The sequence below is a fragment of the Blautia sp. HCN-1074 genome (assembly GCF_037890165.1).
GTDB lineage: Bacteria > Bacillota > Clostridia > Lachnospirales > Lachnospiraceae > Blautia_A.
In genome coordinates, this window is the sequence record NZ_JBBKBP010000022.1 from 40,615 (window position 1) to 66,884 (window position 26,270).

The window sequence follows — 26,270 nt, forward strand, 5'->3', positions numbered from 1 at the left end:
CTTTATACAATTGTTTGTTTCAATCCACAGTCGGTAATTTCACAGAATATGACATACAATCACATAGATGACTGTGGCTTGTCACGTGTCAGTGGGGGATACCGATTCCTCTCTGCCCGCCACTGCTGTTAAGTTTCATCGTACATGACATAGTTCCATGGTATTATACATGATTTTCCAGTAAAAATCAATCATTCGCCGCACACAATGCCCTTACAGATTCAGGTAATTGTAAACAATCTTTGAAATATTCCGGATATTTGTTACTGCTGTACCTTCCGGGCAGTTTTCGGACATGATACACAATATGTATGTTGTCTTTTCTCCGTAAATGATTGCAATATCATGCTGGTCCTGATCTGTCTCTCCGGTTTTATTTGCTGATTTTATTCCGTCAGGAAGTCCTTCCGGGATTTTCCAGGTATTTTCCTGATTCGACAGAAGATTAAGCATTTCCTCTGATGCTTCTTTGCTGACGCACTCTCCCTTGAAAATGCTCTCAAGCAGAGCTCCGCAGTCTTTTACAGAAGTCATATTTCTGCCGCCAAGACTTTCCTGCGCGGAGGTTGCCGGGTGGAGTGTATGCTGTACACTTGTTTCTGTATATCCCTCTTTTTCCAGATATTTATTGATGTCCTCTGCACCTTTTTTGAAATCGAGTGCATCTGTCTGAAGTTTCACCAGTTCATTACAGGATTCGTTGTCGCTGACAGTGATCATATTCCACAACAGATCATTTAATTTCACATCTACGGTTTTCATATCCGTTGTATTTAATTTCTTCGCTTCATCCGTTCTTACCTGTTCCATATCCTGGTAAGTCTTTGCCATGACAAATGGCTTGATAAGGCTTGCAGAATATAACGGCGTATCGTTAATCAGAAACTCTTTATCCTCGTTGAGATCTTTGACATATACGCTCCATGTTCCCTGATATCCTGACAGCAGATTTTCAAGTTGTGGTTTGAGGTTATCGATTCCCAGATCATCCAGATTTATGACTTTACCTGTGTCATCCACTATGAATCCGTCTGTTGTCACTGTATTCTCCTGCACCAAAGCTCCGTTCGCACCGCCGAAATAATAGTTTCCGTCAAAATTCATTTCATAGCAGTCCATCTCAAGCGAATGGATTCCCGGCTCTGTTACCATTCTGCCATTTTCATCAAAGTAATAATAACCATTTAACGTGATTCCGTCTATCGCCAGGTTATCTATATACCTTACCTGCGGGGCTGCCGATAGTCGTCCAAGATTATTTACAAAATAGAAGCCATCAAATTTGTCTGTTTCCTGTGTTTTCTGCGCATCAGTTGTCTCCTCAGCCTCTGTATTTTTAAATACTGTAACACCTTTCAAACGTTCCATATGCGGGCTGCATGCTTTAAATTTTCCATCTGCATCATGGTAATAATATCCGTCAAATACCGTTCCATCAATTTCATAGTCCTGAAAATAATGAATCTCTGCCTGATTGCTTTTCGCTCCATTTACATCCAGACAGTAAAATCCGTCACTCTTCATGATATACTTATTACTTCCATCACCTATCGGCTGAATCTGTGCCTGTTCCGTAACAGAAGACATACTTTGCTGTGCAGCCAAAGCAGTGTCAGGCAAAGTCGTTGTCATTACAACAGCCCCTGCCAGAGTTCCTGCCAGGATAAAAGTTTTCGTCGTTCGTTTATTTTTTTTCATGTAAAACTCCTTTTACAGTTGCTTTCCATATCTCTTCGTAACTGTTCACTGCCATCGTCAGATAACAGCTGACAGAATTGTTACATCTCTTTCTTATAGTAAGCAAAGTATATATTGTTTTTTTCAGGATAGCAACATTTTTGTCTTTTTTCCAGTAACAACCTATCCAGCATAGTTACTGTTTACTTCATTCTCAGTAACACCGTATGTCTCGGGATATTCTGGTTATATACCTTGTTTGTTTAATGGAAATCATATCATATTCTGACTCTGGTCAGCTTTTTATTTATCCATACAAACCCTGTTCCAGAATTCTCCAAGCTGCTGTTCCACCGTATTCAGAGTACAGTTTCTGCGGTCAGACCATTCTGCCGGGAAAAGATTGCGATAGTTATGATCAGCAAAGCGCTCATCCAGCAAAAGTATGATTCCTGTATCCTCCTGGGTTCTTATCACACGTCCTGCTGACTGCAACACTTTATTCATTCCGGGATATCTGTATGCATAATCAAATCCATCTGCGCCTTTTTTATCATAATACTGCCTGAGTATTTCCCGTTCTGTCCCAATCTGGGGCAAACCTGTTCCTACTATAACCGCCCCGATCAGTTTCTCCCCCATCAGATCAATACCTTCCGAAAAAACACCACCCATCACACAAAATCCAACCAGTGTCCCTTCTGATGTAGAAAATTCTTCGATAAATTCCTCTTTTTCCTGTTCATGCATCCCTGATGTCTGAGAGATGCATCGTACCCAGTCCACTGAAAACTCATTCTCATACACCTCCAGCACATCTTCCATAAATTTATAAGAAGGAAAAAATACCATATAGTTTCCTTTTCTCGCCCATACTGTTCTTGCAATATATGACGCAATTTTATGATATTCTTCATAACCTCTTCTGGTATAACGGCTGCTCACATCACGTCCCGTAAGAATACATCGTTTTTCCTGCTTAAAAGGTGATGGAACATAAATGCCATAATCATCTTTTCTGGTGCTTAAAAGTGTACGGTAATAGTCCATAGGAAGAAGCGTCGCCGAAAAGAAAACCGCGCTCTTCCCCTTTTCCAGACATCTTCCGATATTCGCCGCAGGATTTACGCAGAAAAGCCGCAGTATTACTTTTCCCTGCGTTCCGATTTCTGTATAAATCACATAATTCTCATCCAACAGCTCATCTATATTCAGAAAATCTCTGACGCAAAAATAAAAATTCAGGAGCTGTTCCGGAAGCTCTTTTCCGTGAAGTTCTTCCAGAAGCTTGTCCATCTCTCCCATCACCTGTAGCATACTCAGAGAAACCGGTCCGGGATTCTGTAAAATCTCATAATCTCCACAGTCTTTCTCCAACGCCAGCAACTGACGGTTTACTTTTCCTAGCGCACGTACAAGTCCCTTACTGTAATCCGCGGCCAGCTTCTTTGCTTCCAGAACATCCGCTCTATCCACAAAAGCACTGTACATTTCTCTGCCTCTGTCCACCAGATTATGGGCTTCATCAATCAGAAAAATATATCCTCCCGAGGTACCTTCGCCAAAAAATCTCTTCAGATACACATTTGGATCAAATACATAATTATAATCGCAGATTACCGCATCCACCCATATTGCGAGATCAAGACATAGCTCAAACGGACATACCTGCCATTTCTTTGCATACTCAAGAATCCTCTCTCTGCCATAGCAGTCCTGTGTCGTCCACAATTCATAGACTGCATCATTAATTCTGTCCAGATGTCCTCTCGCCCAGAGACAATTCTCCGGATTGCATTCTGTTTTGTCACAGAAACATAGTTTTTCCTTCGCAGTGATAGTGATCACTTTAAACTTCAGTCCATGTTCCTTTAATATTAAAAACGCTTCTTCTGCCACTGTTCTGGTGATCGTTTTTGCTGTCAGGTAGAAAATGTTTTCTCCCAGTCCGGCACCAACTGCTCTTACCGCCGGAAAAATCGTGGACATGGTTTTCCCTACCCCCGTAGGCGCCTGTATAAAAATCTGCCGTTCTGCTGATATCGTATGATACACACTGGATACGATCTTTCGCTGACCTTCTCTGTATTCAAACGGAAACTCCAGACCTTCCATGGATTCATTCCGCTCTTTTTTCCATGCCAGCTGATACGAAATCCATTTATGATATCTGTCCAGAAGTTCCTGATACCAGTCTTTAAGTTCCTCCAAAGTAAATTCTTCTCTGAAATACTTGAGTTCCTCTGTATCCAGATTTCCGTATGTCATCTGAACACCGATTTTCTCTAATTGCTGTTCTCTGGCATAGATCCAGGCATAGCACATGGCCTGGGCACGATGTACTTCCACTGGTTTCTCAAGCTGGCTGACATCTGCATAGACACCTTTGATCTCGTCAATGAAATATTGCTCGTCCTCTGTGAATATCCCGTCAGCTCTGCCTTCTACCACGATACTTACATCATCATATTCCGTCGTATATTTAAGAGAAACTTCTGCCCTGTAATGACTTCCCATCTGACTTTGTATCTTCCTGTGAAGTCTGCTGCCTTTCAGCATCGCTTCTTTATCCGCAGAGCCTCTGCGGTTATCAAGGTCACCGCTTCTTAATATAAATTCCACCAGATTTCTGACCGAAATACGAACCACCGGCTTATCCATGTCTGCCCCCTATATCTTAAGAGTTACTGTTCACTCCGTTCTTAATAATCTCTAAAATCTATTTTCATTCACCATTCAACTTATCGATTCATCAAATGCAAGGTCTTTTAAAGATAATACACGATTATAGCACATCTTCTCAACACATGAAACGAAAAAGCCGCCAGAAATCTTTATACAGATTCCTGACGGCCTGTTATTTTCTTTATCTTTTATCTATCTTAATCTTCCGATGTACTGACAAGCTGATTCCTGAAATAATCTTATTGATACATGAACCTTAGCTCCACGATTCTATATAATAGGAATTACATCTGAGTAAGTACAAAAATATCATAGATTGCTTTTACAGCAGTTTCGAAATCTCTGTTCTCAACACCAATAATGATGTTCAGTTCACTGGATCCCTGGTCGATCATCTTAACATTTACATTTGCATGGGCAAGTGCTGAGAAGATTCTTCCTGCTGTACCTCTGGTGGATTTCATACCACGTCCTACAACAGCGATCAGTGCAAGGTCAGATTCCATTTCTACGAAATCCGGCTGTACTGCACGATGAATTCCGGCAATTACCTGCTGTTCCTTTTCTTCGAATTCATCCTGATGTACATATACAGTCATTGTATCGATTCCTGATGGAACATGCTCAAAGCTGATTCCCTGATCTTCGAATACCTGAAGTACCTTACGTCCGAAACCAACCTCACTGTTCATCATGGATTTCTCAATATTGATAGAACAGAATCCCTTCTTACCTGCAATACCTGTGATTGTAAATTTCGGTTTCTTGCATGTGCTCTCAACAATAAAAGTACCCTTGTCTTCCGGTCTGTTTGTGTTTTTGATATTGATCGGAATTCCCTCTTTACGAACCGGGAAGATCGCATCTTCATGAAGAACAGTTGCACCCATATAAGAAAGCTCTCTGAGTTCTCTGTAGGTAATGCTCTCAATCACTTCCGGATTTTTAACAATACGTGGGTCTGTTACCAGGAAACCGGAAACATCTGTCCAGTTTTCATAGAGGTCTGCCTTAATAGCCTTTGCCACAAGAGAACCGGTTACATCAGAACCTCCTCTGGAGAAAGTTTTAACTTTTCCATCTTCACCAGCGCCATAAAATCCAGGGATAACGGCATGTTCACATTTTGCCAGCTTTTTGGACAGAAGTCTGTCTGTCTTCTCGGCGTCCAGATTTCCGTTCTTATCAAAACGGATCACATCTGCTGCATCAACAAATTCATAACCCAGATATGCTGCCATCACCTTACCATTGAGAAATTCTCCTCTGGATGCTGCATAGTCTGTGCCTGCCTGTGCCTTGAAATCAGCTTCGATCTGAGCAAATTCATCTTCCAGAGAAAGATCAAGGTTCAGTCCGCGGATAATCTCATAATATCTTCCCTTGATCTCCTGCAGAATCGGGATGAAATCTTCCCCTTCAACTGCAGTATTATAACATTTATAAAGTAAATCTGTAACCTTTGTATCTCCGTCAAATCTCTTTCCGGGAGCGGACGGAACCACATAACGTCTGCTCTCATCACTTCTGATGATCTCCCCTACTTTCTGAAACTGTTCTGCATTTGCCAGAGAACTTCCTCCGAATTTAACAATTTTCTTCATTTTTCCTGCTCCTCATATGTCACTAAATATTTTCAGACCGATCTCCCATCAGTCTTTGTCACTCTACCAACATAAAGTCTGTTTAATATTGTATTGAATAAACGCCAATTTTGCAAGCCTTTCTTACAGAAATATCCGAAAATGGTTATTTTCCACAATCTGCCGAAGATTCCTGCTGTTTTTTTACAAATTCTGTCACATTATAAACACGAAGGATATCTCCATCCACCCGAAAATGAATATCCTTCTCTCCAAAAGGCATTCCGTAAGACCGTTCCGGATCATTCTGATAAGCAGGACGGGGATCATCTGCAAGCACTGCGATCAGAGCCTCTCTGCTTTCCCCGGGTATTCTTTCCAGAAGCTCCTTGGGAAATTCTACATTCAGATGATGATCTTTGGAATATTCGGTAAAACTTCCTGTTGCTTCCGGATGGCAATCCGCATAAGGAATGTACGGTTTAATATCGAAAATCGGTGTTCCATTCATCAGATCTGCACCTTCTACATAAAGTACAGGGCTGTCCGGCTCATCCAGAGCTACTTTCTCAAGCTTCACACAGGATAATCCTATGGAATTGGGACGGAAGGGAGATCTTGTGGCAAAAACTCCTTTTCTCACATTTCCCCCAAGTCTGGGCGGGCGGACAGTCGGTGACCACTTTGTCCTCTTTGCCTCCGAAAACTCCCAGATCAGCCAGATATGACTAAACTCCTCCAGACCACGGCAGGCATCCACATTGCGATATTCCGGCTCGAATACAATTCTCGCTTTAAGTGCCCCTACACGGCCACTCTGCCTGGGAATACCGAATTTGGTTGGAAAATTATTTTCTATATGTGCGATTGGAACCATTGTATTATTCTCCTTTTGTAACTGTTCAGTACCTTCACAGTTACGAGTCAAAATCCACAAGAAAGAATCCTGCTTGCGGGATTTTGGCATGTTCATGCCAAAACACCTCGCGGGATAGTAGACTGCTGAATAGTTACGAAATATCTTTTATAATAGCAATTTTAGTATAATCAAGTCCTGATCTATGTTTTTGCGAACGAGACGATTTGCGAAAGTGATATGCATATTTATGGGAAATCTCTGTTCTATATGGAATGCATATAAAATATCCATAATGACTTTGAATAAGTAAACAAGCATATCTTCTTTCCTTTTTCTTTAAAAGTTCTTTATATGGCGGATTCGGATATTTCTCGTAAAATTCATCTGAAAGGCTATAAACAGCATAGTCAATTTCCAATTTTCTTCTCCTTATATACATATAAACGAGAGGGAAAATGAACTCCCTCTCGTTATACTCTTCGCTTGGTCATATTTTATTTTACCGATGAGTCAGAACCGTCACTCATCTCATCTCTCGGTTATATTTATTTTACCGATGAGTCAGAACCGTCACTCATCTCATCATGCGAATAGAGAATTAACTCTCTATATATTGTATTATATAACATATTTTCTTAAATAGCACAATCCTATATTTTTAATTTTTCAAACACGCTCTAACATCGTTTCTGTTCACAGCAATATGCTTTCTAACACACTGGACTTGTGTGAATTTATATTATTTGATCTTAGCGCTCTTTGCTTTAGAATAGCTGCTGTATATTCTTTTACCGTTTTCGGTACGATATGCCCGCACCTTGTAATAGTATGTTTTCTTAGACGTAAGCTTCTTATTTATATAAGAAACAGTGCTTCCCTTTTTAATCGTTGATACTGCCTTATATTTACCGGATTTGGATGTGGCACGGTATACTACATACCCTTTGGCACCGCTTACCTTTTTCCATTTCAGTGTAGCCTGTTTCTTACCGGCAGTTACTGTGACAGCCGGGGTTTTCGGTTTTACTGTCTGTGCCGGAGTTGGTGTCGGTGCAATTCCATTGGTTGTTACAGAGAAGTTTTTGTCATAACTGCTTTTAATAGCACCGCCCCATTTGGTGGAAACAGCCTGTACACTGTAATAATAAGGAGTTGACGGAGAAACCGCTGTATCTGTATAGGAGAGGTCTTTGACCGTAGCAATCTTTGCGAATTTGCTTTCACCCATCTTACGTCTTAAAATAATATAAGAATCTGCATTTTCATATTTATTCCAAGTAAGAAGAACTGTATTTCCTGCCGCCTTGCAGGTTGTGATCTCTGGCATTCCTGCTGCAAAGAGGTCTTTCGCAGTACCCTTTACAACTACATGGCACACTGCGGTTACATTCTGATCTGTTTTTACACGGATATCGGTTTCTCCTACAGAAACAGGTGTGATAACACCCTTCTGGTCTACTTTGGCAACGCCTGCATTATCAGAGGTCCATACCAGTTCCCCGCCGCTTCCCTTCGGACTGAATGTCCAGGTCAGGGTATAGGTTCCCTGATCAATTGCCAGAGTCAGCGTTTTGTCACTCAAAGCAATGCTCTGTGCCGGTGCTGTAACAGTCACGTGGCAGGTGCCTTTCGTTCCATTGTCCGTAGTCAGTGTAATATCTGCAGAACCGGCACCCACAGGAGTTACCTTGCCGGAGCCATCTACGGTTACTACAGAAGAGTTGGAAGATTCCCAGTACAAAGAGGACGGTTTTGCGCCGTTTGGCGTGATCGTGTAATCCAGTGTCCTGGAACCGCTTTTCGTTGAGAGATTCAGGCTGGACGGAGAAATACTCACCCCTGTCACACTGACCGGTCTGGAAGAAACGGAAATATTGCAGGTCGCATAGACACTTCCGGAAACTCTCGCAGTAATCACCGCAGAACCTTCTCCCACTGCTGTTACCACACCACCGTTTACACTTGCAACAGAATTGTTGGAAGAAGTCCAGCTTACAGTTCCCACCGCATCAGACGGAACAATCGTATAAGTCAGTGTATAGCTGTCTCCCTTTGTAAGAGTCAGATCAGAAGCATTTAAGCTGATCAGCTTCGGTGCTACCGGAAGCTTTGACTCAATACTTTTAAGCAGCTGAACCGCTTCATAAACTCTGTTTGCAGACGCATCCAGCGTAGTCAGCGCACTGTCCGCTTCGGCATATGCACCGGAGAATCCGCTGACCTGGGACCATCTGGAACGCTCTGCATTTGCCTTTCCCATCATGCGGATAAGCTCGCTCTTATCTGCCGCCTCAAAAATCTGCCTGTTATTATTATACGGGTCACATCCTGTAATGTCCGTACCACCGCAAAGGGCAAACATAACACGCAGGACACTTCCGTCTGACGGATGACTCGCACCCATTCCGACACCCATAAATACATTATCCAGAGTATACGTCCATCCGGATGCGGAGCAGTAGGAAAATTCTGTCAGATCCGGTGCATATTTGTTATCAGTAAGCTTATAGGCATCACCGGTCCAGGTGGAAGTCTCGGAGAGAACCTTCTGGATACATGCCGGTGGATTCAGGCTTCCACTGTCACAGTTGGCAATTCCCCTTAAGTAGAAACCATAACTTGTATTTGTGTCATAAAGCGGCGTAATCCCGTTCTCACTTAACCCGCGGAGCAGAACATCTGCACAGGTTTCTCCTTTCGCAAATTCCACCTGTACAGGATCCAGGATCATACCCTGGCCGATCGTGTTCTTCTCCACAGTCAGCGTCAGGGTATCTGCCAGAACATCGGTCTGTCCCAGCGCAAAAATCCCCACTGCCATTCCGGCTGCAAGAGTCAGCCCCTTAATGGCCTGCCATAGCTTATTCTTTGTCATATTCATTTTCCTCCTTATTTTCGGGCCGCTGCAGCAGCCCGTATTTTCTTTTTACTCTCTCCAGTTTCTCCAGCAGAGGCCTGCTTAGGATCCACAGGAAGATTACCGTAGAAGTTGCCTGCACCAGATCTACCGGTGCACCTGAGATATAAAACGCGATCAGGCTCTTCTTTGTGATGTATCCGTATGCCATCAGAATAGATGCCGGATTCATGATCCCGCCGAAGATCAGAAACACACTTAAGAATCCGTAAATACACAGATCCACCTTCCTGGCTTTGAGAATCCCTTTCTGAAAAAGGATTCCTGCCAGATATCCGATCATTCCATAGGAAAACATCTGCCAGGGTGTCCACGGTCCCTGCCCGAAAAACATATTTGAGATCATCATGATCAGACAGGCACACAGAAACCCCGCCTCACCACCTAAGGAAACCCCGGTAATGATCACGATGGCCGCAATCGGCTTAAAGCTTCCGATCATAAAGAAAGCACTCCTGCCTGCGACCCCAAGAGCCGCCATTACGGCAATGACCATAATCTCTCTTGCCTGTGGATGCCGGCCCTCAAATACCATAAAGAACGGGATCGTGGCATAGGCAAGTATTAAAAGACTGATCACTACATCATGCTTACCATGAAACTTATGAACCAGGATAAAAAGCACCAGCGGAACAAAAGCCAGAAACATAATCAGACCAATCCAGGTACGCTTCTCAATCTTTCCTTTATGGATCGGCTGGATAATGATTCCATCCTCTTTCAGTTCATATTCCTCTAATTCCTGTCCGGATTCCTCTTCCCCGGGCAGGCTCTGTGCACAGGAATCCCCGAAGAAACGGTCCATAAACTGGTCTAAAGCCTTGCCTTCAAGCACGCAGCCACCTCCTTTCCGGTAACAGCATCAGGAAAATAATGCCTTGCCATGCGATTGGCAGCAGTCGTATAAAAGCTGTTTCCCGCAAAGAAATCCCTTGCACTCTTACACGTCACCACATTTCCCTGAAAGAACAGGCCGACCCTGTCTGCATATTCTGCGACAAACTCCACATCATGCGAGATCATAAAGATAGTGATCCCGTGAGCTTTGAGCTTCTTTAAAATGTCTCCCAGTTCCTGTTTATATTCTGCATCCAGCCCCTTCGTTGGTTCATCCATCAGAAGAAGCCTCGGCTGCAACAGCAGAACCTTAGCCAGTGCAAGACGCTGCTGTTCTCCACCGCTTAAATCATACGGATGACGGTCAAGCAGTCCTTCCAGTCTGGTCAGACTTACGATTCCCTCGATTGCCTCTGCCTTCCTCATATTGGCAGTGTATTCGGAAGATTTCTTCTCCTTTGCCCCACCGATGATAGAATACAGATCCTCCCGGACTGTCTTCTTGATAAACATGCTCTGGGGATTCTGCGGCAGCACGCCCAGATACCCTCTGTAAAGCTGGGTATCCGTATACCTGCGGATATCAGTCCCATTCAGGAAAATCTTGCCCCTGTAGGGAGCACGAACACGACTGATCAGCGATAAGGTCGTACTTTTCCCCGTTCCGTTTCCACCGACAAGCGCATAAAATTCTCCCTGCTTTACTTCCAGGTTCAGATCCTGCACAACATCCTTTCCGTCTTTTTCATAACGAAACCACACATCCTTTACCTCAATAGCCGGTGGCATAGAGCTTTTGGAACCAGGCAGCAGTTTATCTCTGACTGTATTCAGCTTTTTTTGCAGTTTTTGTTTATTTTTACAAAAATAACTTTCTTCACAAACAGAAACTGTATCAGAAGCTGCTGCCATCACCTGTGTGATCCAGTTCCTTCCCTCTCTTACAGTCAGCGGACATGGCAGATTATTTTCTACCTCTGCATAAATCTGCATGGGAACCGGCATAGACAGAAACATTCCATGATGTTCCCTCTTCAGGAACTCACCGATCTCCCGTGGCGCCCCCTGCGTGAGCAGACTGCCCTTATCCATCACATATACCCTGTCCGCCCACGGAATGACATCCTGCAGCCGGTGCTCCGTCAGAATTATGGTAGTGCCGATATCCCGGTTAATCTTTCTCACCGTTTCCAGAAAATCAGAAGCCGCGATCGGATCAAGCTGAGAAGTCGGCTCATCCAGAATCAGAAGTTTCGGGTGCATAGCCATGATCGCCGCCAGGTTTAAAAGCTGCTTCTGCCCTCCGGACAGCTCCGAGACATTCTTATAAAACCACTGATGAATCCCGAAATAGCTTGCCATCTCTGCCACTCTCAGACGAATCGTAGGCGTATCATATCCCAGACTTTCCAGACCAAATGCAAGCTCATGCCACACCTTATCTGTCACGATCTGATTTTCGGGATTTTGCAGTACATAGCCAATTTCCTGGCTCTGCTGCCGGTGGCCGACTTCCTTCAAATCCCGCCCATAATAACAGATTTTCCCGGAACTGCTGCCAAAAGGAGCCAGATCCGACTTCAGCTGGCGAAGCAGCGTACTCTTGCCACAGCCACTCTTACCGCACAGCACATTAAAGGTACCCTCCTCCACATCCAGTGACACATGAGACAGTGACTCCCTGCTGCCATTCGCATAACGGAAGGAAAAATCTCTCACTTCTATTATCTTCATCTCGCTTCTCCTTCCATATCTTCATAAATCTTTCTGTAGGTCACTGCCATCTCTCCCTGTACGTGGCTTCTGCTTTTCTTCATGGCAGATTCCTCACACAGATCCAGAATCAGCGGCAGAAAACAGAACACACCAAAGCTGACAAATGTGACAGCAGCCAGCAGCGGACTGCACGACTGCTTCGGAACCCTTCCGAAAACAGTAAAACCGGCAAGCAGGATTCTGGGATTGTACTGTGCAAAAGTAGCTCCCCGGTAACATCCATATCCGAAAATCACACAAAGCCCGACAAGCATAGTTCCCAGTAGTTTATCCCTTCTGTTAAAACGGTAAATAGAAAAAGCCGTACGTCCTCTTAACCCATAGCCACGGCTTTTCATGGAATCAGCCGTCTCAATCGCATTTTCCAGTGCCCATGTGACAAGAATGGACACCATATTTAACGCATAACGGATCTTCTTAAACCATTTGCCATTGCTCACATCCATCCCCACGCATTTCTGTCCATTGCGGATCACCTTCAGCTGGGCCATAAAGTGAGGCACAAACCGAAGCGCCATAGACAGCATCAGAGACATCGCAGGGATAATCCTGCCAAAAAGATAGATAAATTTATCACTTGTCATGATCTGGTTATAGCAGGAGAACCACAAAATCATAATAAAAAGTACACATCCCAGAACGATTCCATATACCATTGCCTCCAGCGTAACCCAGTTTCCGCTGCTTTCTATATAAAGAAGCGGTGTGACTCCGTAATGGTTAAACATCGGGTTTAAGAGTGCCACGATAAGGAGACTCGGTAGCGTCAGAAGAAAATTGATTTTCAGAACCTTCTTTACTCCGTTAAGCCACATGGAGTAAGCTGTGGCAGCCACAAAAGAGACTGCCAGGTAAACCGGGTGCTGGATAAACATGGTAAACCCCAGCACCACGGCAAAATAAAAGAAATTTAAAACAGGATGGCACCTGGAAAAAGCATCAGTCATAATACTGATCCCCCACATCCCTGCCAAGATTGCAGGTATAACGCCATTCTACCGTATCGCCGTCCTCCAGCGTATATTTCGAGCAGCCATAATTCGGATACCAGCCGTTGACACAGTACATCCATCCGGAATCCTTGCCACAGTCAAACTCATACAGGTTATTGATACCGGATACATAATAACTGTTATACATAGGTGTCCACTCCGACTCCATCTGAATACTGGCCTGATTACATACACGCTTCAGCACATCAAATACCGTCTCCCCCTCATAGAACTCCACCTCCGAAGGATACAGGATCCAGCCGTCCGCAGGCACAAATTCTGCCTTGGACTCTTTCAGATCATCCCAGTTATTCAGGATCGTAGAACACTCGATAGAGAAAGTACAGGTCATGGCTGTATCTGAGCTGTCATCGCCACCGGAAGTGTCTGTATTGCCTGTTCCATCGCCGGAAGTGTCTGTCTGTCCGGAACTGGTATTTCCATCTGTGCTGGACTGACCGCCAGAACTTCCAGTGGAATTTTCACCGTTTTGTGTATCCTTATTATCAGCAGTGCCCTTGGATTTGTCATCGGATTCATCCGTAGATTCACCTGTGGTAGAACCGCCGATCAGATAGAAATCTCCTCCTGTCTTAGTCACGTTAAAGGTAAGTGTTGTGCGCTCTGTTTTTTTCTTTCCGGTTTCTCTGGTAGTAATCTTTGCAGTATCAAGCTGATAAAGCTTTCCATCTTCTTCCAGACAGTAAAGAACCTTATCCGCGTCCCATTTTTCTTTCAGATTCAGGGTCAGCTTCGCAGGCGCTGCCAGATTCATCTTCTCCAGTGTGACTTTCAACGCATAAGGCGCATCATTGGCAAGCTTCTTTACCTCTTCTGTTCCATCTTCACTGCACTGTACCAGAAGTTTTTGCTCCACCGGATTCTGAATCTGGCTTCCATTGTAAGTCCATTTATAACTGATCCCGCTGTCCGTTTTTCCGGTAAAATAATACTTTTCGTCCTTTCCGGCGATCGTTTCCATCTGTGCCTGGGTGATGATTCCGTCCTCAGGAAGCTTTGTTTTCTGCTTCAAAGGTTCCACATCTGTATCAGAATCTTCCTCCGTGCTGTTTAAGATCTCAGCTCCTTTTTCGGAAAGCTGTGTCATGCCGTCATCCCCGCCGCCACAACCTGAGAGCGAACTTACCCCCAGAAACAGTGCAAGCCACAGGGCAAGTCCCTTTTTCTTTATCCTCATTTCTTCTTCCTCCGCTTCTTAATAAGAGCCCTCACTCCGGCCTTAATGCCGCTGCCTGCCAGTCCTCCCGCCAGAGCACCGCCTGCCGCAAAACCAAAGATCATACCATATTCTTTCTTCTTTGAGGTCAGACTTCCGGTTCCACTCTCCCCGGCAGTTTCCTGATATCCATCCTCACCGGTATCCATCTGTGAAGTCTCTTCCGACTCTGTATAAGGCTCTGCTTCGAAATCCCAGCCGCCGGAATTCTTATCCTTTGATGACTTACTGTTCTTTGATTTACTGTTTTTAGAATCCTTTGAACCGGAGCCACTATCCTTTCCTGAGCTTTCGGAACCCGTGGAGCTTTTGCTGCCGGAAGACTTACCACCCAGAGATTTCCCGGATCCACCCGGCGTTTTCGTATTGCCGCCTGACGGTGTTGTGGCAGGAACCGGCGTCGGGGTAGGAATCGGCGTGGGTTCTTTCAGACCGGTACCGGAACCATCTCCCTTGCCACCTTTTTTGATACTCACATCTGACATATCATAAAGGCTCGTCTTGCCATCCTTCAGGCGCTGGTAGGCAACCAGTGCGTAATATCCCTGCTCCGTAGCCATCCCGTCCAGAGTGCCTGCTGCCGCCCCGCCGTTATTTCCGGCACCCGCCTTTACATGCATAAATCCACTTCCATCGATATGATAGGAAAGAAGATTCTCTATTGTCCAGTGGCCGCCCTTGATGAAACGCGAATCCGTCTCCGGGTCAATCCCAAGGCTGCATAAAGCCGTGATGATCTGTGCACAGGACTCCTCTGTCTCCACACCCATCGTGGAATATCCACCGCTGTCGTTCTGCATTTCCGACAATTTATTCAGCCCTCTGTCAATGGCAGCAGTCACATTCTCATAACCTGATTTATGATAATACGGTGCCAGCGCCTGCAGTGTCATGCCGGTAATATCAGAATCCGCATTACTTCCCATCAGCGTCCATCCGCCACCCGGGAGTTCACTCTGCAGCAGGAAATTCACCAGCGCAGATTCCGAATTCTGCTCCTTCGCAGACGGGTTCTCCGGGAAAGAATATTCCGGGTGGCAGTTAAGGGCAAGGAGTGCCCAGATCGGACCGTTTAATCCCTGTTCCTTCACAAGGCTGAAATCAGAGATATATTGAAATAGATTGTAACCACCCACATTGCGGGCATCCTTCCCCTCTGAGGTCAGGACCAGGATTCTCTTGGAATACTCTGTATATTTGGAAGTATTGGTAAGGATTCCCTTCTTTTCCTCGATATAATTTGCCGTGTGATTATAATAGGTAGAGAAATATTTCTCCTTCAGGCTTAAACCGCCTCTCGCCAGTCCAAGCACATACCATTCGCTGCCAACAGAAGGATTGGTATCTGTTGCACGCATATAGGCGCTGGTCTCTGCCATAACCTGACTGACCGATTTCTTCAGGGCATTTGCTCCCTGCATGACCGTTACCTTACAGGAGGCCGTCATTTCCGGATGTTGTGTTACAGAAGCGGTAATCGTAGCTTTGCCATTCTTTACTGCTGTGACAACTCCCTTTTTGCTTACTTTCGCAACAGAAGTGTCACTGCTTTTCCATGTCACTGTATACTCTTCCGTAACCGATTCCGGTACCGGGACCACCTTCAGGGTGTATTTCTGCCCCCGGTTGATCTTAACGGATTTACTGTTAAGAGAGATTCCCTGAAGTCCTGCGGGGAAGTCAGCAATGATCAGATGGTTTAAAGTTCTGGCACTGTCCAGATAGAAGCGGTTATCTTCTGTCGTCTGAGGGGTCAGTTCCATAAACGAATCCCCGGTACTTCTAAGAACCCTCGGTTTCGTCAGACTCTCATATCCATCCGGGACAAGAAATGTCAGAGAGATCATCGTCATTGGCTGATAGTTTTCTCCTGTACGGATATCCGTATAGGAAATATTTATATCATAAAGAAGCTGTGGAAGAGTCCCCGGATATGCTTCGGAGAGCTCCTGTATAGTCTGTTCCTGATCCGGGTTCTCCTGCACATGGGTCTGCACATACCAGGGATTTCCCGTGGCGGTCACTCCACTGTCAGAAGAAATCAGTGCCGCAATACGGTTTCGGACAGTTTCAAGAGCCTCTTTGACTCCGGCATCAATTTCTGCCTGCTCCTCTTCTGTCAGACTGTCATAGGTGTCACTGGCAAGAAAGAACTTCGAGACCGTTTCTGAGGACAGATCAATTTCTTCGAGCGCCGCTGCTTCCTGAATACAGGAAATCATGGCTGGTATATCCAGCTTTTCTTCACCGGCTTCATTATTTTCTTCTTCATTTCCGGCCGCGCCATCGTCTGTCTCTGACTGAGATGGTTCGGTGTCAGACTGGAATTCATTCGCAGTTTCTCTGTCGTCAGAATCATCATGCTGTACAGGGACAGAAGTTTCTTCTGCCTCCCCGTGTATCTGCTCAGCCGGTGGCATCTGGGCTGCGGGTACAGGACATGCGGTCACAGCAATTCCTGTACTGAGAAGCAGTGCCATCCATTGTTTATTCATTTGTTTCCTCCGCGTTTTTAATCTAAAAAATTACATCCGGGTAAAATAGCACCCGCAATTCCTGAAATTACAAAATGACAGATGACTCTCCCCCTGTCATATAGCAGGTAGAAAGGACATCTGCCTTATTTTTTTGTATCATTCTTTCCAAATTTTGCAGCAATTATCAGAGCGATTATTACATTTATCAGAAAATTCCATCCATAAGTATCTTTCCATATGTTTAACAGGCAGCTCAAATCTGAAATTTTATTGTGGAATATAAATTCTCTTGATATAAATATAGCTGCCAGGCTCGCCAAAAACATTAATGAAATAGTCAGCAAAAATATTTTTATTTTATTCATATATATAAATTATACAGGATAGGAATCTGTAGACATTTTATATTCAGAAACTAATTTTGTTCTTGCTGAATCTGAATATATCGATATAATCACGCGCAATTTTGAACCATACATAGCTGTAATTGAAGTACCATATCCCTTTTTTTTGAATTTACTGTAATGTTCCTCTATACAATCACTCGCATAAGAAGAAATTCCCGCTCCAATTGCACTTCCTGCTATAGCTGCTCCTTCACCTCCGCAAGATCCAATTGCTGTTCCAGTTGCAGTTAACACAGCACTACATAATGCCTTTATAGTTTTCTTTTCGGTAGATACATTAAATGAAAAATTATACTTAGCGCGCTTCCATTGATTAAATTCCCGTGATTCATAATTATCAGCGCTTACAATATTTACATTGCTATCATTTGCATATACAGTAACTGTAAAAATTTGCAAAATCATACATAAAATTATAATTATAAATGCTTTTTTCATTCTCTTATCTTCTTTTGGGGTATGCAGTGTGTTGATAACACACTGCATACTGATTTTATTATTTAACAGTTACTTTTTTAATCTTTGAGAAAGAGCCATAAACTGCTTTTCCGTTTACTTTTCTGTAAGCACGTACTTTATAGTAACGGGTCTTTCCGGTGAGGAGGCTCTCGTCTGTCGCACCTGTACCTTTGGTGATCTTTATGCGGGTATAGGTACCATTTTGGGAATCGCTGGCATATACCTGATAGCCATCGGCACCCTTTACCTTACTCCATTCAAGCACTGCTGTCTTTGAAGTTGAGCCTGCGGACAGGGTCGGAGCAGAAAGTACTGCCTTTGCTTTCTCTGTTGCTGAATAGCTTCCGTATACTTTCTTTCCGCTTACATTGCGGTAAGCACGTACTTTGTAATAATAAGTCTTACCGGTAACTGCTTTCTTATCTAGGAATGTAACTGCGCTGTTCTTTGCAGTGGAACCAATCGCTGTATACTTGCCATCCTTTGAAGTGGAACGGTATACTCTGTATCCATTTGCACCGGAAACCTTATTCCATGTTACGCGGATCGTACTGTAGCTTTCAGAATTTGCCGTAGCAATCTTTACTTTGCCAAGTCTGGCTTTTCCTGCAACACCATCTTTGTCATAGCTGCTTACAGTCATCTCGCCCCATGCGTAAGAGTACGCCTTAACAGTATAATAATAGGTTGTTCCTGTAACTGCTTTCTGATCCTTATAGGAAATATCTGTTACCCGGGATGCGATCTTCTTCCATCCGCTGTCTGCTGTTCTGCGGTATACCATGTATCCGTCTGCGTTATCCACGCTGCTCCAGCTGATCTGGACAGTCTTATAGTTGATTGCCTTTGTCTGAAGATCTGCAGGCATATCTGCCTTAAATGCACCCTGTTTGCCCGCAAGTTCAATGTGGTAATCTGCCACGATCGTCTTGATCAGCCCTAACTGCTTCGCATTCCACATATAGGACTTGCCTTCCACACTCATGCCGTCGATCAGCTTCTGAAGTGCTGCAAGCTCTGCTTCTACATTTGCAATGTTCTCTTTGGTAACAGCAGTCGGAAGATTGCTGATCCACTCATCTGCCTGCTGTGCATCTGAAATGTCCTTACCTGCCTTGTCAGCCTGTGCCGTCAGTGCTGCGATAACCTCTGCAAAAGTCATCTCCTGACTGCCGACTTTGACTTTCAGGCCTGCCATGGCATCTTCCTGTCCCTGATAATCCTTAGCATAACGGTCAAGGAAAGCCTTAACATCTGCGTAGGAATCTCTGTCTACCGGGTGATCTTTTACTGTTGCATAAATCTGTGCTGCTTCATCTGCGAAGAACTGCTGATATGCACTCTGGCCTTTCTCATAAGTCAGTGCCATGGCAAGAAGCTTCTCCATATTCTCAACCAGTGCGGTGTTCTCGCTTCTGAATTTCTTCTCTTCTGTTTCTGTTAATCTGTCATAAGCATTCTTGGCTTCTGCAATCTGTTTCAGCTCTGCTTCTGTAAGTTCACGCTTAGAGGTATCACCTGCTGCCGGAACTTCTTCATCAGAGGAGAAATCAACATCTGTCTGGACATCTTCAGTATCTTCAGCTGATTCTGCCTGAGGGATATCCACTGTCTCAGCTGCCTGCTCATCAACTTCATCACTGCTGAATGCGTCCGCACTTCCATCTGAGAAATCAGATCCCTCAGACTGTGCCGGTACCGCCTGTTCCTCTTCAACAGAAGCTGCCTCCTGTGCTGATGGAACTGTAGTCGGCTGAGGTGCCTCATATCCTCGTACTGTCTGCGCATCCGGGAGTGCTTTAAGCATTGCCTTGAGCGCATCGGCTTTCAGCTGGTAAATATAACCTTCTGCTTTCTCCAGAGAAGCTGTATTTGTAACCTGGGCTTTCTGCTGGTCATCAAGCGTATCATACAATGCTCTTGCATTTACCACATAAGCCTTCCAGTCATTCCAGATTTTCTCTGTCGGAACATTGTTATTCTTCTCTGTCAGTCTCAGAGGTCCGTCAGAAAGAGCACCTGAAGATGAAGTAGTGATATTCAGTTCATCGATAAAGGAGATCACATAAGCAACCTTCTCATCCGTACTCTGTCTGCTGATAAACAACTCCGCTTTTTCAAGCTCTGCATAGTTTGTCACACGCTTCTTCTGATCTGCTGTCAGGGCATCATAAGCCGTTCTGGCTTCCACTACAAGAGCCTGTTTCTTCAGATAATTATCGGAAGTAACCTCGCCGATTGCCTTGATCTTATCAACAACTGCAGCCGCAGCCTTCAGATCAGGAATCAGATTTCTCAGATACTGTAACGTACTGTAATTCGTAACCAGAGCTTTCTGCGCATCTGTAAGAGCATTGTACTCTGCCTGTACGCGGTCAAGAAGCTGCAGAACATACGGATCAAGAGTCAGTTCAGAAGAAGAAGGAAGCGCATCAATATCAGCGATAACCTTCTCTACTGCTTTCTTATCCTTATCTTTCTGCTCCTGCTGTTTCTCAAGTTCTCTGATCTTAGCCTCTGCTTCAGTCAGCTTAGAGTAATTTGTAATTACAGATTTCTCTTCATCATTCAGTGAATCATAAAGAGTTCTTGCCTTCTCTACAGCCGCCTTGTCATCCAGTGTCAGCTTATCCGCTGCCGGAATCGCATTAATGGCTGCCATAGCTTTTTCAATAGAATTACCTGAACCAGTCTCTGCTGCAAGAAGCTTTCTAAGTGTATCCTTGTTAAAGATTGCCTTGTGAGTTTCGTCTAATGCTTCGTAAGCGTCTCTCGCTTCTTTGATCTGCTTTTTCGTACTGTCATCGTTAAGGGCAAGGATCATGTTGTTAACTTTTTTTGTTGGAACAGTTACGTCTGTAAATTCCCAGAAGCTGGATGTTTTTTCATATTGTCTGATAAATGCATCCAGACCACGTGCAATCTGCGGAACATCATAATTTGTGAATCCATGAATACTTCCGTCAAAAACACCATCTACATCTACCAGATCAAAGAATGCATCAAGAATATTGTTTCCATTCTTAGTATATCCACTGGAAGAATCTAAAACATTTACACCAAACGTTCCTGCAAAAAGCATTGCCTGTGCATCATTCCATGCGTTGTTTCCATAAGACATACATCCTGTTTCAAATCCTGGTGTACAGAATGAACCTGTTGAACGTTGTGCAATTGCTGGAAGCTTATGTAATGCCTTGTCTACAGCTTCTGTTACATCATCGTAACCAGGCTTTTTGTACCAGAAAATAAGTGGCTGCCATCCCATGGTATTGTCGGCATTTGCAAAAATTTTGTCTTCGGCATTTGACAAAGCTTTTGCTGTATCATGTGCCCATTGGTTAAGTTCTGTATCTTTAAAAGTGTCAGCGGTATACCCACCTGCTTTTATTGCATTAATAGCATATACAGTTGTATAAGTAAGTTCTGTGCTTTTTCTTGATCCAACTGCCGAAAGAAGGTCTACAGACGAAATGTCCCTTGGATCATATCCAATAGCTTCAATAGCTAAAATTAATTTTGAAAGTTCTGTTGTCTTCCATTGAGAAACATCAGTTCCCTGATTTTTAAGTAACTGCAAATACTCTTTGGTATTTGCAAACCATTTGTCAAAATAATTTGTATCTCCATATGGAATATAGCCGCATCTAGCTGCTGTAAAAATGGCCCAAATATCTGTATTTTCATAGGATGGGGATTCTTTAGATCCAAAGGCATTTTTATTTTGGCAATAGTTCATAATAATGTTACAAGCCTTTTTAGCTTTTTCATAGTAAGATGGCCAATTACTTGGATTACTTGAGTTTCCCTTAGCTCCATTGTCTACAACTTCACCAGTACCGTCAACTACTTCAACTTTGAAACTATACCCATCTTCTTCTGCTTGTGCTTCTTTTCCATCTTTAAATTTCAAAATAGGCATATTAATCCATTCTACGCTTAATGGACGTTCGCCTAAAAAACTCGTATCAATTGTAGCAGATTTTATATCTTTCTTTACATCATCAGATGGCAAAACTACTTCTATACCATATTTTTCAATAATAGATTGTTGTTCATCAGTTAAATCTGTAAATTTTACACCTATCACATTTACAACATTATTATTACCGTCATCGTAAATATTCTTTTTTTCACCATTTATAATATCTACTTGATATGGGAAATGATAATTTTTAGCATAATCAACAAAACGATTATAATCTCTGGGTACGCTTGTACTCCATACTTTAGGTTCAGTGGAAGCCTGAACTTTAAGAGTTATTTCTTCGGTTTGTGGATTATAATATGGATAGCCATTATTATCTTCTGGGGAAATAGTCCATTTTTTATTAAAGTCAAACCCTTCATAAGTTCCCTGGTTTTTCATTTCAGACGTAGTTTTGCCAAAATCAGCATAATTAGGAAACTCTTTATTATTATCTCTATTTGTAATATATTCAGACATGATTTTAATGTCTGGCATATTTTCTTTATCATAATAACAATTGGTTGCACTTGCTGACGTACTAAAAAAACTTTTTCGTGTAAATGAAACACATAGATATCCCCATGTATTATCTTTTATTTTGGGTTCCAGTTCATCTGCTAATGACTTTATTGCTTCCGAATACTGTCCATATCCTATACAATTTTGGTAAGTTATTCCAGTATTAATTGTTCCTAATTGACAAAATTCAAATGATAAATCATTATCAACAATATCGTCAGCTATTTCTTCGATTGTTTTTTCACTCTGCAAATCGTAAGTTATTGCTATGGAAGAATCCATTAAAGTTCCGTTTCCCTCGATTGCACCTATATAAACATCTGTATCTTCATCGTCATAAATACAAGTTACGTTTCCTTTAATTGTTATTCCTTTTGCAATTCCATCACATCGCGAAAAGACAGTTTGAAATTCATCTGTTTCGCTATTATATGCATATGATTCATCAATTTGTACATTTATATTTTCTACAATTCCATTGTCATTTATACGAAAAGGAAATACAGCAATGTTTTCTTTTGCTTCTTTTGAAGCATATGTAATGGTGTGTCCTTTTCCGTTCAATATGCCGCCAAAACTAGATGTTGCTTCTGGAACATCTGAAATGTCAATGTCATTACATAGTATAACCGTTTTATTATTATAATTTTGTATATTTTCGATAAAATTATAATAATCTTGTTCTGTATTAATACAGTATTTCCCTGTTGAATCTTGTGATAATATATCTGAATTAGCTTTTACAAGATAGGCATTACTAAATAATAGAAAAGCTGAGAATATTAACTGATATAAGATTTTTTTTTCTTTTTTCTTTTTCTTCATATCTATTTACACCCTAAAATTAAAATAATATGAAAAAGACGAAGAACTAATGCTTTATAAAGTGAAACTTTATAAAGCATTAGTATCTTCATCTTTTTATTTGCTATTAAAATTTACTTTATTTCCAACCCGGAACCTGAATCCACTGATCTCCCTGCTGAACATAACTGGAAAATCCAAGATCTAATCCCATCATCATAGAAAAATCTAAGCATACAGTGTGTTCTTTAGTGTCGGAAAGTACAGTATCAACACCTAAGTTATCTGTATTACCATCAATAATAGTCATCCAACCTGAATAATTATTATAGTCTTTCTCAGAAAGCCAATCTGTTTTATGTACTATATTGTTCCAGGTTGAATTTTTTGTAACCTTCATGCTTTCTGTTTCTGTTGTATTAAGATTTGATAATTTGAAATATTTTCCTCTTCCGTTAGCAAGAGAGTTTGCTGTTTTATTTGCTGTACCATCATCTGCAAATACTTTCCCTAAATCGCTATTAGCATGATTTTCCATTTTAACAGCTGGAATATAATTTCCATACTGACTATCATACCAACTTAAAACTCCTTGATAATGATAAGTTTTACCATTTAAAGTCTCTTTTGTTTCAGTATCAGATCCCGAAACTGCTTTCAGAACATCTAGTGCAGTAACAGAACCGTTGGAATTTGTTACTGTAACAACTTTTTCTGGCACAATGTCTGGTGACGCACTATTTTTTCCTGTTAAACCAGTTGTCTTTATAGACACTTTTGCAGTTACTGTATCTGCCATAGCCGGTACTGCTGTGCTTCCTACCATTGTTGTTGCCATTAAGAATGCAATCACGCTTTTTCTTACTTTCATGTTCATTTTGTTTCCTCCTTAATTAAATGTATTATTTTTTTGCAGGTTATCCTGCAAAATATATCATTTCGCAGCCTTTTCAGACCACGTTTGATACCTGTTTTCCATAAGAAAGGGTATAAAAAATAAACCTCCGTTATGCCTACAGATATTTGTTTTTTATTTTTACTAAAGTCCGTCTCCTGACTTAAAGTTCCAGAGTATTTTTCAGACATACTCTAACCTACTTACTGCCCTTCTCAGAAATAATTTCCAATGGCTTCGCAGTGTTCGTCCTTATTACAGTGGGGATGAGACCGTACCGGTATCTCACCGGATTTCCAAAAGCTAAAGATAAAGAGATAACGTTACTTCCGATATTCTGTTATCAACGAATCATGAAAGCTTATCTCAGCCTATAATGAAAATAGGATACTGACTCCACTACTTTTTTCACTTCTCTTTTTGCCTTACAATAGTCTTAGGCAGGATTAAGTTTGATTGCACCTTGGAGGATTTGCACCCCGTTTGTCAACGTAAATGATTTGCCCTTGAGCACAGCATATTGTCGCACCTTTTATGAATAGCACGAGTAGCAAAGTCCGTATTATCTCGGGCAAATCTCCTGCCAATTCTATAGTAAAGGAGTTGTTCTGTATGAAAGACCTTCTGGAAATTTCCTGTGGACTGGATGTCCACAAAGAAAAAATTGTTGCATGTATCCTGACTGGTCCTCTGGGCAAGCCAACCCGTTCTGAAATCCGTGAGTTTTCTACATTGATTCCGGATATGATAGCATTACGGAATTGGATCGTTTCTAAAAACTGCCATCATGTAGCTATGGAAAGCACCGGTATCTATTGGATGCCGATTTATGAAATACTGGAGGATGCTTTCTCTGGTGACATTACCCTGCTTGTTGTAAATGCACGCCATATGAAAAATGTTCCTGGCAAAAAGACCGATATGCGGGATTCCGAATGGATTTCCACCTTGCTTCGCGCCGGACTTTTGAACGGAAGTTTTATTCCCGAAAAAAGAATTTGGGAATTCCGCGATCTAAATCGTTACCGTAAGAGTGTCATCCGCGATATTACGTCACAGAAGAACAGGATTGAGAAATTTTTACAAAGTTCCGGCTTCCGTCTATCATCCTTTATTTCTGATATTTTTGGCGCTTCGGGTAGAAACATCATTCTGCATTTAATTGAACATGGGCAGATTGATAAAACTGCTTTAGATTCTTGTCTCAAAACCAAGACCAGAAACCGTATTGATGAAATTCTCATGTCCGTGAACGGAACACTGTCAGAACACCAAAAGGCATTTTTAAGGATTCTCATGACTCATTATGATTCTTTAAAGAAACATCTTGCTGAAATTGAAACGAGTCTCGAGGAAGATATGGCTCCATTTGCCCTGCAGGTTGAGCAGTTGAATAGCATCTATGGAATAAGCACAACTGCTTCCTGTGCAATTATTGCTGAAATCGGTATTGATATGAAGCCGTTTAAAACTGCGGAACACATCTGCTCATGGGCCGGTTTGTGCCCAGGTAATAACGAAAGTGCTGGAAAACGAAAAAGCACCTCTGTCACAAAAGGCAATCCTTACATAAAAAGTATGCTCTGCGAAATTGCCTGGGTGATTGCAGGGAAACGCAACACTTATCTTTCGGCATGGTACTGGAGAATCAAACAGAAAAAAGGAGCCAAAAAAGCGATTGTCGCACTTGCCCGAAAACTTCTTGTCATCATCTACACAATGTTAAAACAAGGAACTCTATTTGACGAATCCTGTTTTGAAACAAGACGTAAGCACTGTGAACAAAAACAGCTTTCTCGTTATATACGGGAATTGGAAAAGCATGGTTATCATGTGGAAGCTCAAAGCTAGCCTTTCTTAAATACGATCAATATCTCACTACAGGCAGCCAATACTGTGACTGCTTTATAGTGATGCTTTCATAATTGTTGAAAACATTTGTTGTCAAGGTTCAGTTTTTTGCTACGTGTTTTATTTTCGTAGCAAGTGCAAAAAAAATCCCCACCATACTGGCAGGGAATATAATGTACAGATTGAACTTTCACTCATATCCTTCGCATTATAGTATTCCCTTTGAATACCATTACAAGAATACAGTGAACTGCAGACTAAATATACTGCAAGGGAACGGAACCCTGTTTGGGATTCTCACCCAACGATTCTTCAATCATTACCG

Annotated in this window: 15 protein-coding genes and 1 riboswitch; of the genes, 1 reads left to right on the forward strand and 14 read right to left on the reverse strand. The window is 42.5% G+C overall.

Annotation, left to right across the window (positions count from 1 at the left end):
• Positions 1 to 213: 213 nt before the first annotated feature.
• From WKT11_RS15745 to WKT11_RS15810, 14 genes are all read right to left on the reverse strand, one after another.
• Positions 214 to 1,698 carry a serine hydrolase gene (locus tag WKT11_RS15745; RefSeq protein ID WP_117844717.1) on the reverse strand — a complete coding sequence of 495 codons (1,485 nt, stop codon included), beginning with the start codon at positions 1,696 to 1,698 and terminating at the stop codon, positions 214 to 216.
• Positions 1,699 to 1,980: 282 nt separating this feature from the next.
• On the reverse strand, positions 1,981 to 4,338 hold the full coding sequence (locus WKT11_RS15750; RefSeq protein ID WP_118516725.1) for an ATP-dependent DNA helicase: 2,358 nt from the start codon (positions 4,336 to 4,338) through the stop codon (positions 1,981 to 1,983).
• Between the two features lie 308 nt (positions 4,339 to 4,646).
• Entirely contained in the window at positions 4,647 to 5,966 is a 1,320-nt protein-coding gene (locus tag WKT11_RS15755; protein WP_117844721.1) for an aspartate kinase, read from the reverse strand.
• Between the two features lie 145 nt (positions 5,967 to 6,111).
• Positions 6,112 to 6,822: a tRNA (N6-threonylcarbamoyladenosine(37)-N6)-methyltransferase TrmO gene (gene tsaA, locus WKT11_RS15760; protein ID WP_340285198.1), complete on the reverse strand. Its 711-nt coding sequence runs from the start codon at positions 6,820 to 6,822 to the stop codon at positions 6,112 to 6,114.
• A gap of 133 nt (positions 6,823 to 6,955) precedes the next feature.
• Complete coding sequence (tenpIN, locus tag WKT11_RS15765; protein WP_147417420.1) at positions 6,956 to 7,222, reverse strand: type III toxin-antitoxin system TenpIN family toxin; 267 nt, start codon at positions 7,220 to 7,222, stop codon at positions 6,956 to 6,958.
• Between the two features lie 321 nt (positions 7,223 to 7,543).
• The gene (locus WKT11_RS15770) at positions 7,544 to 9,679 is read right to left on the reverse strand and encodes an Ig-like domain-containing protein (protein ID WP_161233744.1); all 2,136 of its coding nucleotides are present in this window, start codon (positions 9,677 to 9,679) and stop codon (positions 7,544 to 7,546) included.
• The gene (locus WKT11_RS15775) at positions 9,666 to 10,556 is read right to left on the reverse strand and encodes an ECF transporter S component (protein ID WP_022380417.1); all 891 of its coding nucleotides are present in this window, start codon (positions 10,554 to 10,556) and stop codon (positions 9,666 to 9,668) included. The genes WKT11_RS15770 and WKT11_RS15775 overlap by 14 nt, the downstream gene beginning before the upstream one ends.
• Positions 10,535 to 12,292, reverse strand: coding sequence for an ABC transporter ATP-binding protein (locus tag WKT11_RS15780; protein ID WP_340285195.1), 1,758 nt, complete (start codon positions 12,290 to 12,292; stop codon positions 10,535 to 10,537). The genes WKT11_RS15775 and WKT11_RS15780 overlap by 22 nt, the downstream gene beginning before the upstream one ends.
• Entirely contained in the window at positions 12,289 to 13,281 is a 993-nt protein-coding gene (locus WKT11_RS15785) for an energy-coupling factor transporter transmembrane component T (protein WP_195659076.1), read from the reverse strand. Before WKT11_RS15785 ends, WKT11_RS15780 begins: the two co-directional genes overlap by 4 nt.
• Positions 13,274 to 14,524 carry a DUF4430 domain-containing protein gene (locus WKT11_RS15790; protein WP_340285196.1) on the reverse strand — a complete coding sequence of 417 codons (1,251 nt, stop codon included), beginning with the start codon at positions 14,522 to 14,524 and terminating at the stop codon, positions 13,274 to 13,276. Before WKT11_RS15790 ends, WKT11_RS15785 begins: the two co-directional genes overlap by 8 nt.
• Complete coding sequence (locus WKT11_RS15795; protein WP_055151894.1) at positions 14,521 to 17,058, reverse strand: Ig-like domain-containing protein; 2,538 nt, start codon at positions 17,056 to 17,058, stop codon at positions 14,521 to 14,523. Before WKT11_RS15795 ends, WKT11_RS15790 begins: the two co-directional genes overlap by 4 nt.
• Before the next feature lie 356 nt (positions 17,059 to 17,414).
• Entirely contained in the window at positions 17,415 to 17,885 is a 471-nt protein-coding gene (locus tag WKT11_RS15800) for a hypothetical protein (RefSeq protein ID WP_022381184.1), read from the reverse strand.
• 58 nt (positions 17,886 to 17,943) lie between these two features.
• The gene (locus WKT11_RS15805; protein WP_173704737.1) at positions 17,944 to 22,959 is read right to left on the reverse strand and encodes a hypothetical protein; all 5,016 of its coding nucleotides are present in this window, start codon (positions 22,957 to 22,959) and stop codon (positions 17,944 to 17,946) included.
• A gap of 379 nt (positions 22,960 to 23,338) precedes the next feature.
• Positions 23,339 to 24,076, reverse strand: coding sequence for a hypothetical protein (locus tag WKT11_RS15810; protein WP_025580300.1), 738 nt, complete (start codon positions 24,074 to 24,076; stop codon positions 23,339 to 23,341).
• 149 nt (positions 24,077 to 24,225) lie between these two features.
• A riboswitch (cobalamin riboswitch) is annotated at positions 24,226 to 24,440 on the reverse strand.
• 266 nt (positions 24,441 to 24,706) lie between these two features.
• Between WKT11_RS15810 and WKT11_RS15815 the strand changes: the two genes are divergently transcribed.
• A complete protein-coding gene (locus tag WKT11_RS15815) occupies positions 24,707 to 25,945 on the forward strand; it encodes an IS110 family transposase (protein WP_340285197.1) in 1,239 nt (412 codons plus the stop codon).
• The last annotated feature ends 325 nt before the right edge of the window (positions 25,946 to 26,270 follow it).